Source organism: Cobetia marina (assembly GCF_001720485.1).
Taxonomy (GTDB): Bacteria; Pseudomonadota; Gammaproteobacteria; order Pseudomonadales; family Halomonadaceae; genus Cobetia; species Cobetia marina.
The window spans coordinates 820,243-829,922 of record NZ_CP017114.1; the positions used below are offsets into that span (position 1 = coordinate 820,243).

A 9,680-nucleotide genomic window follows, 5' to 3' on the forward strand; every position below is an offset into this window, starting at 1 on the left:
TCATTCCAAACGGATATTCCCTCGTGATCTCTACCGCCAATCTCACCATGCAGTTCGGTGCCAAGCCGCTGTTTGAAGACGTCTCCGCCAAATTCGGTCGTGGCAATCGCTATGGCCTGATCGGCGCCAACGGCTGCGGCAAGTCGACCATGATGAAGATTCTCGGCGGCGATCTTGAGCCGTCCGGTGGCCACGTCATGCTCGAGCCCAACACCCGTCTGGGCAAGCTGCGTCAGGACCAGTTCGCCTATGAGGAATACACGGTGCTCGACACCGTCATCATGGGCCACGAGCGCCTGGCCGTGGTCAAGGCCGAGCGTGATCGCATCTACTCGCTGCCGGAGATGAGCGAGGAAGACGGCATGAAGGTCGCCGACCTCGAGGTCGAATTCGCCGAGCTTGACGGCTACACCGCCGAAGCGCGTGCCGGTGAGCTGCTGATGGGCCTCGATATCCCCATTGAGCAGCACCTGGGGCCGATGAGTGAAGTCGCGCCGGGCTGGAAACTGCGCGTGCTGCTGGCGCAGGCGCTGTTCTCCGATCCTGACGTCCTGCTACTCGATGAGCCGACCAACCACCTGGACATCAACACCATCCGCTGGCTGGAAGGCGTGCTGACCGCGCGCTCCAGCACCATGATCATCATCTCGCACGACCGTCACTTCCTGAACAGTGTCTGCACCCACATGGCGGACCTGGATTACGGTGAGCTGCGTCTGTTCCCGGGCAACTATGACGAGTACATGACCGCCGCCACCCAGGCGCGTGAACAGCTGCAGGCCGACAACGCCAAGAAGAAGGCGCAGATCGCCGAGCTGCAGTCCTTCGTCAGCCGCTTCTCCGCCAACGCCTCCAAGGCCAAGCAGGCGACCTCGCGTGCCAAGCAGATCGACAAGATCCAGCTCAACGAGATCAAGCCGTCCTCACGCGTCAGCCCGTTCATCCGCTTCGAGCAGACCAAAAAGGTCCACAACAACGCGGTGATGATCGACAAGCTTGCCAAGGGCTTCGATGGCAACACCCTGTTCGAGAACTTCAGCTTCACGGTCGCCGCCGGTGAGCGTGTCGCCATCATCGGCCCGAACGGTATCGGCAAGACCACGCTGCTGCGCACCCTGGTCGGCGAGATGCACCCGGATGCCGGTGAAGTGAAGTGGACCGACGCCGCGGAAGTCGGCTACTACGCGCAGGACCACGCGCATGACTTCGCCAACGACATGAGCCTCTACGACTGGATGTCGCAGTGGACCGGTGGGGGCGAACAGGTCGTGCGTGGCACCCTGGGCCGCATGCTGTTCTCCAATGACGACATCCAGAAGTCGGTCAAGGTGCTTTCCGGTGGTGAGCAGGGTCGCATGTTGTTCGGCAAGTTGATCCTCAAGCAGCCCAACGTGCTGGTGATGGATGAGCCGACCAACCACCTGGACATGGAGTCCATCGAGGCACTCAACCTCGCGCTGGAAAACTATCCGGGCACGCTGATCTTCGTCAGCCACGACCGTGAATTCGTCGGCTCGCTGGCCACGCGCATCATCGAGCTGAATGCCGAGGGTGTGGTCGACTTCTCCGGCACCTACGATGACTACCTGCGCAGCCAGGGCGTCATCGTCTGAGCGAGCACGTCTGCTCCCTGGCGTGAAATCGTCGCTCTGATCGCCCCCGTTGCCTCTGGCAGCGGGGGCGATCTGCCATCTGGCGTCGACGATCCGCGCCATTCGATTGCGCGATGTGACTGCATGTGAGAATCATTCGCCGATGAGGTGTATTTGTCTTATCATCTGCGCCTCTTGATCGCACCCGCGCGAAGGCGTGTGCATCCACCTTGTCGTCGCTCACCCCAGGAACAGAGTCATCATGTCAGATGTCGCACCCGGTGCCCCCGCTCAACGGCCCGCCTCGCGCGCCACTTCCATGCGTCAGGACACCCCCCGTCAGCGAGGGCGGCGCAAGACCCTGGCGCAGCGACTCAATCCCTGGATCCGCTCTCTGCATCTGTATTGCGGCGTCGCGCTGGTGCCCTTCGTGCTGTTGTATGGCGTGAGCGCCTTCCTGATGAACCATCCCGGTCTGTATCGCGACATCCAGCAGACACCCTTGTCGTCCGAGGCATTGCAACGCGCCGCGTTGGGCCCGGTGGATGCCCAGGCTCTGGCCGTGGCCACCGTGGCGGAAATGAACCGAGTCTCCTCGGGGCGTCACGAATTCACGCTGGTTGACCCGCAGGCGCTCGAAGGGGCGCCGTTGTCTCTGCTGCTGGATTCCCGGGGAGCGGACATGCGTCAGCGCTACATGGTGGATCTTTCCCACGGTGAGGGGCGGCGCATCGCCATGCAGGAAAACGCCGCGGGAAATGCGTCGGCTCGTCCTGCTCGCATGCCGCTGGCCGGCCAGACCCTGACGCTTCCTGACACCTCGCCACTGGCGGTGCCACTGGTCAGTCAGCAGGCCCGTCTTCGCGAGGCGATCGGCGCCAGTGAACGTCAGCCGCTCAATGGCAAGGGGACGCTCGACTTCACACTGGAGGACGGCAGCGGCCAGCGCTTCACTGCTCAGCTGGACCTGTATTCAGGCAAGCTGAAGGGCCAGCCCGTCGGGCAGGTCCAGCCCGGCGCGGGGCTTGGCGAAACCCTGACGCATCTGCACAAGCAGCATGGCTACAAGAGCAGCGTGCTGGAGTGGCTGTGGGCCGTGGTCGTGGATGTCATGGCCTGCGTGATGGTGATGTGGGGGCTGACTGGCCTGTGGATGTGGTGGCAGATGAAACGTCGGCGCCCCCTGGGCGGCCTGCTCATGGCGGCCGGTATCGGTCTGTCGGCGGCTCTGGGACTGGGGCTGCATGCCGGAATGTGACAGGTGAGGTGAGCAGGCTCTTGGCTTGACGTCATGTCCAGCGAGACACGACAGAACCTGACGAGATGGCATGTCAGCTGACGTGCGAGCTGACGTGCGAGCTGACGTGCGAGATGAAAAGGAGCGCTGTGGATATCCGCAGCGCTCCTTTTGATGGCCAATCCGCGTTCCACATGTTGCCAGGGGGCGGTGGGAGCCCGAAACCGGGCGTGGCTTCTGGTAAACTGCGCGGCCGGTGTCTGGCACAGTCGGGCCACCACGGTGCCTCTACTCGAGCACTCGGCGTTTCAGCACCGTCTTTCTCTTCTTGTTGCACGAGGTTTCCAGCATGGCCACATACGACGTCATCATCATCGGCGCAGGCGCGGCAGGCCTGATGTGTGCCGCCACGGCGGGCTATCAGGGCAAGCGCGTGCTGGTGCTGGACCACGCCAACAAGGCCGGCAAGAAGATCCTGATGTCAGGTGGCGGGCGCTGCAATTTCACCAACCTGGATGCCGGGCCGTCCAACTTCTTCTCGCGCAATCCGCACTTCTGCATCTCGGCACTCAAGCGCTACACGCCGCATCACTTTCTCGAGCTGGTGGAGCGTCACGGGCTGGAGCATGTCGAGAAGAAGCCGGGGCAGCTGTTCTGCGCGGATTCCGCCAAGGATCTGCTGGCGATCCTGATGACGGAGTGCGAGTGGGCCGGGGCGGAGATTCGTCTCAACACGCGCATCACTTCGCTGGAACGTGCGGGTGAGGGCATGCGGGTCGAGACCAGCAACGGCACGCATACGGCAGGGCGGGTGGTAGTGGCGACCGGTGGCATGTCGATCCCGACGCTGGGCGCGACAGGCTTTGGCTATGATATCGCGCGCCAGTTCGGGCTCGAGGTCACCGAGACCTACGCGGCGCTGGTGCCGTTCACGCTGACCTCGCAGTGGAAGGAGCGCCTGTCGCCGCTGTCCGGGCTTGCCTGTGACGTCAGCGTCACTGCCGGCAAGGGCCAGTATCGCGAACCGATGCTGATCACCCACCGTGGGCTTTCCGGCCCGGCGATGCTGCAGGCCTCCAGCTGGTGGACGCCCGGTCAGCCACTGGACATCGATCTGCTGCCGGGGGTGGACGCCTACGCCGAGCTGCTGGCCCTGCGTGAGCAGCATCCCAAGCGCCAGATCGGTCCCTGGCTTGGCGAGCGCCTGCCCAAGCGTCTCGCCCAGTCGCTGGTCGAGTGGCAGGACGCCGATGCCGGCCGCATCAGCGAGCGCAGCCTCGCCGAGCTCTCCAACGCGCGTCTCGAGCAGCTGGCCAAGGCGCTCAACCACTGGCAGCTCAAGCCGGCGGGCACCGAAGGCTGGCGCACCGCCGAGGTCACCATGGGCGGCGTGGTCACCGATGCCATCTCGCAGAAGGACTTCAGCGTGCGCGATCTCCCGCAGCTGGCCTTCATCGGTGAGGTGCTGGATGTCACCGGCGAACTGGGCGGCTACAACTTCCAGTGGGCGTGGTCCTCGGCGGTGGCCTGCGGGCTGAACTGCTGACCAGCACGTTCTCACCACTGGCCGCGTCTCATGCCATCTGCTGGCGGATGGCGGGCAGGCGCTGCTCGACCAGCGCGACGAAGGCCTCGGTCACCGGTCGGCCCGGTGTGGTCGGATAGTGAAGCTCCAATGGCACCGCCCCGAGCGCCGGACGCAGGGGAATGAACTGACAGCCATCGCACTGCAGACGGCGGATGCAGCCGGGCGCGATGGCGACCCCCAGTCCGGCCGCGACCTCACTGAGCAGCGTCTGCATCATGGCCGGCTGGCGCTGGAGGCGCGGCGAGAAGCCGGCATCGCCGCAGGCGCTGATGATCTGGTCAAATAGCCCCGTCGCCTGCGTGCGCTGAAACAGCACGAAGTCCTGCTGCGCAAGCTCGCTGAGGGCCAGTCGTTTGCGGTGCGCCAAGCGATGCCCCTGGGGTATCACCGCCATCAGCCTATCCTCGTAGACCGGCAGAGCCGTCAGGGTATCGCGCTGCTCGATGGGCAGCGGACGCGACAGGCCGAGGTCGATCTCGTCACGCGCGAAGGCATCCAGCTGCTGCTGGGCGCTCATCTCATGCAAGGTGAGGCTGACCTCGGGGTGGCTGGCGGCGAAGTCGCGCATCAGGCCGGGCACGAAGCTTGCGCAGGCCGAGCTCATGTAGCCGATGCGCAATGTGCCGGTCTGGCCGCTGGCGGCCATCGCCACGCGCTTGCGTGCCTGTGCCTCCAGCGCCAGCATGCGCTGCGCTTCTTCCAGCAACGCCTCGCCGGGTGCCGTCACTCGCACTTCCCGCGTATTGCGCCACAACAGACTCACGCCCAGTTCGGCTTCAAGATCGGCGATCTGGCGACTGATGGCAGGCTGAACGGTGTGCAGCTCGCGGGCGGCGGCCGAGAAGCTCCGGTGCGTCGCCACGGAAACGAAGGTTCTCAGTGTGCGCAGTTCCATGGCAGCTCTCGTCAGTTGATTGATGTTCATCAAGTATAAGTCATATCAAGTATCGTCATTTCTATTATCAATGCTCGCTCATTAGTCTGGGGACCTGCCAAGCCTCCCTCCGTCAGCTTTCTTCCTCTCGCGCCCTCCCGGCTTCCTGTCTCACAAGCCAGGAGGGCGCGGCGATGCAGTGGCTGGCAAGAGGGCCCTGTTTCCGAGTGGAGCCGATATGACGACATCAACTTCCCGAGATATCGCGCAGGATACGCGCGATACCTCTCGATCACTTTCTGGCGGCGGGCGTTTCACGCTGCTGGCGGTCGCCTGCCTGACCATCATGGTGGGTACCGTGGTGGCGCCGGGGCTTCTGAGCATCGCCTCGGCGCTTGAGGTGGAGAGCCATGCCAGCTGGCTGATCACCCTGCCGTCGTTGGGTGCGGTGCTGTTTGCGTCTATCGCCGGACGCATGATCGACCGCCTCGGGGCCTATCGCGCGCTGACTGGCGGGCTGTTCCTGTATGGTCTGCTGGGGGCGGGCGGGGCACTGCTGGAAGGCACCGTCGCCGTGTTCGCCGATCGTATCCTGCTGGGGGGCGTCACCGCGGTCGTGATGGCGGGCGGCACCACGCTGATCTCCGAGTGGTATCACGGCCATGCGCGACTCAAGATGATTGCCCAGCAGGGCATGTCCATCGAACTTGGCGGCGTGATCTTCCTGTTCGTCAGTGGCGTGCTGGCAGGCATCGCCTGGCAGCTGCCTTTCCTGCTCTACCTGCTGGCCTGGTTGCTGCTGGCCATGCTGTGGATGATGGTGCCCAGGCAGTCACCTGCAGCCCCTGATGAAACGGTTGGCAAGTCTGGCCAGCAGGCGCTGTCCGCTTCGCTCACCAGTGTCTATCTGGCGGCGGCCATGGCCATGACGCTGTTCTTCACCGCCATCGTCATGCTGCCCAAGCGCCTGAACCTGCTGGGGCTGAACGAGGCCTCGACCGGCATCTTCCTGGCGGCGATCTCGATGGTCGCGGTGGTGGCGGCGATGTGGATGCCGAAGGTCTCACGTGCCTTGCGCGAGATGCCGACGCTGGCACTGGCCTTCGTGCTGTATGCCGCCAGCCTGTTCGTCTTCCAGCAGGCCGAGAACATGGGGGTGATGAGCGCGGGTGCCGTGCTGGCCGGGATGGGCTTCGGCTTCTCGATTCCGCTGCTCAACCACATGACGGTGGAGCGCAGCCACGCACTGGTGCGTGGACGCAATCTCTCCTACCTGACGATGGCGATCTTCCTGGGCCAGTTCCTGACCTCCTTCCTGGAGTTCCTGCCCGGCGATGGCCGCCATGTCTTCGGTTTTGGCGCCGTGCTGGGCCTGATCTTCGCGGCTCTCTATCTGGGCATCCATCTGCTCAAGCGCGACAGTCGCGGCGCCTGAGTCATCCCGGGCAACGCCTGCCCGCTGCATATCGAGACGTGCGACGAAAAAAGCCCCGCGACCTGAGTGCCAGGTGGCGGGGCTTTCGGTATGTATCGTGATCACTTGTCGAACAGTATTCTCAGGCGGCGAATCATCACCCAGCCCATCAGGCCACGCTTGATCAGGCTCAGGCCCTTCTTTGGCCGGAAACCTCCCCGCGCGGCAATCAGGCCGCCCACCAGAACCAACGGGCCACGGTATTGCTGCACCTTGGCCCAGCCACGGTCGATGGGGGCGGTTGCCTCCTTGAGGTCACGCATCGCATGACTGACGTCGAGGCGCTGCTGGCTGATGCGTGCTTCGAGTTCCGCACGCCTGGCATCGCGCGAATGCGCTTGCCGGCGACCGTTCCCCCCTGAGGGGGGAAGTGCCGGCTCACGCTGCGCGAGGGACTGTCTGGAAGAACTCATCTCGCCTCCTTGGCAGGGGCTGGCAGGCGGGGGGCATCAGAGGTTTTCGCGTTGGCGCTGGCGTTCCAGTGCGTCGGCGCGGACGTCCTTGAGGCTGTCGCTGTCGCGGCTCAGATTGCTGAGCGTCGAGCGCAGCAGGCTGCGTTGGGAAGCGATCACCTTGACCCGCCAGGCGATCAATCCGCCCAGTGCCAGCAGGATACCGCCGCTCAAGGCGATGGCCAGCAGGCGATGGGTATCCCAGAAGGCCACGACCACCAGCAGGATCGCCAGGCCGATACCGAAGCAGATCAGCATCAGGGCGATACCTGACAGCAGCAGCATCACGAACAAGCGTTCGCGTTCCTCCTCGAGCTCCAGCACGGCGAGACGCAGACGCGTCTCGCCACTCTCCACCAGGCTCGCGGTCAGACGACGGATGGCGCCAAGTACGCGTTCAACCGGCCCTTGCTCCTGCATCAGCGACGGCCAAGCAGCATGCCGATGACGACACCGGCGGCAGCGCCGATACCGACACTGGTCCACGGGTTGTCGTGCACGTAGCGGTCAGCGCAGTCCGCGGATTCACGCGCGCTGGCGGCCAGACGGTCACCCTGGGCACTCAGTCGGGCACGAGTGGCTTCCAGACGGGTCTGGGCGCGGGCACGCGCTTCCTTCATGCTCTCGCGGGAATCCTCGGCCGAGGCGTGCAGCAGTTCCTCGACGGTCTGGGAGAGATGACGCAGGTCTTCCTTCAGCTGCTCGGTGTTGGCACCGGTGGCTGAATTGGCTGTGGTCGTATGATCACCGATTTTCTGCATGGCCATGTTGTGTCTCCTTCCCGTGTGTCGAATCAGATTTCGTGAATTGTGAGCGCCAGAGGGCGCGCATGACTCTCGAACTCAGTCTTCCCTGGGGCGCCGCTGGCGGCAGGGCATGACCTTTTCAGGTCGCAGCGATTCCTGCCTGGCTGCGTCTTTTCTGGTCATGAACAAATCCTTGGGGCCACCGGGAACAAACACAAGGGCTGGCAATGCCTGGATGATGATATCGGGGGAGCCGAGGCGCATTCGTTGATCTGGATCAGGGAGGGTGAATCCTGTCTGCACGGCCTGAAACGACGCAACGGGCAGCCTGGGCTGCCCGTTGCGTGGCGAGGGGATCATGGCTCGGCGGCCCGTGAGAGGCGCGCTGGCCGAAGATCAGGTCTCTGGCAGGCCGGCGAAGAAGGTGTTGATCGAGAAGCCCAGCCCCAGGCGGTTCACGCTGTGGTCGTAGTCGATGAGGCTCTCGCCATAGCCGTGGTAGTACTGCACGTAGCCGCGCACCTTGCCGAACAGCGGGAAGGAGTAATCCAGCTGGTTGCCGAAATTGCCCTTGGAGGGGTTGCCGCGCACCATCCAGGTGAACTCGTGCTGATCCGCGGTATAGCCCACGGTGATGTCGCCGTAGCCGATGTAGTTGTAGAGGTCCGGATTGTCGTCCTCATCGGACTCCTCCGGCACGCGCCAATGCGGCGTGATCGCCACGGCCCAGTCGCCATTCTGGAACATCATGTCGGCATAGACCCGGTTCCAGCTGCGAGACAGCGGGTCGGAACGCCCGTTGGACTGATGGGCGAAACCGATGCGATTGCGCGTGTTGGTCCAGCCCAGCAGTTCATAGCGATTGTCGAACTGAAGGAAGGCTTCCGGCTCGTAGTTGGTCTCGCGGAACGGCGCCGAGGCATCGGAGTTGTAGGCCTGCCACCAGCTGCGCTGGGTATAGGCGAAGTACAGGTCGCCATTGTCATCGAAGATGTCATTCACCAACCCGACCTTGAGACTGAGCTGGTACTTCACCTCGGTGTTGTCCACCTCGCCTTCGCGGGTCACCTGGGCGAAGCTGCTCTCATTCGGGGTCGAGTTGTAGGCCCAGGGCAGCAGATAGTTGCGCTTGTAGGCGGTGATGGCCAGGGGATTGCTCTCGGCATCGTCCTCGAGCACCACCCGCTCCTCGGCACGTTTCTGAGCCAGGCTGTCCTGCCCCTGACTCTCCTGACCTTCCACGGTGGCAGGGGCGTCATCACTCGCCGCCAGCTCTGCGCCGCCACGTGCGGGCTGCGTATAGATCGGCGTGCGACGTGGATCGCTCTTGCGTGCCCCTGCACGCGCCTGGGCCGGAGTCATCCCCAGTTCTCGGGGCGTGAAGCGCTGGCCATTGGCCAGTACCACGCGGCCCTGGCTGTCCATGGTGTAGGGCACGTCTGCGCTGGCCAGTGGGGCGCAGGTCAGCAGCGCTGACGCCAGCATTCCGGACAGGCATGCCGCGACTGGCCGAGAGCCGGTGGAGGTAGGGCAGAGAAGCATGGAAATATCCTGTCTGTAACACCGCAAGAGACGAGCAGCGCATTATGGGGCAACGATCATGACAAGTCTGCCATTCTACTGGCTGGCAGGCGTGGGGTGCCAGCTGGCAACCGACGACACCTCTGTCGCCTGCCGCTCACATCCCCATGGTGCGCTTGGCGGGGAGGTGTCGGAG

Annotated in this window: 9 protein-coding genes; 4 read left to right on the forward strand and 5 right to left on the reverse strand. The window is 64.0% G+C overall.

Translation table 11 applies throughout. The features are described from left to right. Window positions 1-23: 23 nt before the first annotated feature. The 3 genes from BFX80_RS03510 (at window position 24) to BFX80_RS03520 (ending at window position 4,375) form a co-directional block, all read left to right on the forward strand. Window positions 24-1,613: an ABC-F family ATPase gene (locus tag BFX80_RS03510; protein ID WP_077375479.1), complete on the forward strand. Its 1,590-nt coding sequence runs from the start codon at window positions 24-26 to the stop codon at window positions 1,611-1,613. A 241-nt stretch (window positions 1,614-1,854) separates the two neighbouring features. Continuing rightward, complete coding sequence (locus tag BFX80_RS03515; RefSeq protein ID WP_084207954.1) at window positions 1,855-2,850, forward strand: PepSY domain-containing protein; 996 nt, start codon at window positions 1,855-1,857, stop codon at window positions 2,848-2,850. A gap of 328 nt (window positions 2,851-3,178) precedes the next feature. Continuing rightward, window positions 3,179-4,375 (forward strand): BaiN/RdsA family NAD(P)/FAD-dependent oxidoreductase, encoded by a 1,197-nt coding sequence (locus tag BFX80_RS03520; protein WP_077375472.1) that lies wholly within the window; start codon window positions 3,179-3,181, stop codon window positions 4,373-4,375. 28 nt (window positions 4,376-4,403) lie between these two features. Here BFX80_RS03520 and BFX80_RS03525 read toward each other — a convergent pair whose 3' ends face one another. After that, entirely contained in the window at window positions 4,404-5,312 is a 909-nt protein-coding gene (locus BFX80_RS03525; RefSeq protein WP_127734538.1) for a LysR family transcriptional regulator, read from the reverse strand. A gap of 217 nt (window positions 5,313-5,529) precedes the next feature. On the opposite strand from BFX80_RS03525, the gene BFX80_RS03530 reads away from it, so the two are divergent. After that, window positions 5,530-6,726 (forward strand): MFS transporter, encoded by a 1,197-nt coding sequence (locus BFX80_RS03530; protein ID WP_084207956.1) that lies wholly within the window; start codon window positions 5,530-5,532, stop codon window positions 6,724-6,726. A gap of 101 nt (window positions 6,727-6,827) precedes the next feature. On the opposite strand, the gene BFX80_RS03535 is transcribed toward BFX80_RS03530, so the two are convergent. From BFX80_RS03535 to BFX80_RS03550, 4 genes are all read right to left on the reverse strand, one after another. Then, the gene (locus tag BFX80_RS03535) at window positions 6,828-7,178 is read right to left on the reverse strand and encodes a YqjK-like family protein (protein ID WP_084207957.1); all 351 of its coding nucleotides are present in this window, start codon (window positions 7,176-7,178) and stop codon (window positions 6,828-6,830) included. Window positions 7,179-7,214: 36 nt separating this feature from the next. Next, window positions 7,215-7,637 carry a phage holin family protein gene (locus tag BFX80_RS03540; RefSeq protein ID WP_043333873.1) on the reverse strand — a complete coding sequence of 141 codons (423 nt, stop codon included), beginning with the start codon at window positions 7,635-7,637 and terminating at the stop codon, window positions 7,215-7,217. After that, window positions 7,637-7,978, reverse strand: a complete 342-nt coding sequence (locus BFX80_RS03545) for a DUF883 family protein (protein WP_065392495.1) — start codon at window positions 7,976-7,978, stop codon at window positions 7,637-7,639. The genes BFX80_RS03540 and BFX80_RS03545 overlap by 1 nt, the downstream gene beginning before the upstream one ends. 381 nt (window positions 7,979-8,359) lie before the next feature. After that, complete coding sequence (locus BFX80_RS03550; protein ID WP_240499659.1) at window positions 8,360-9,505, reverse strand: phospholipase A; 1,146 nt, start codon at window positions 9,503-9,505, stop codon at window positions 8,360-8,362. Between the last annotated feature and the right edge of the window lie 175 nt (window positions 9,506-9,680).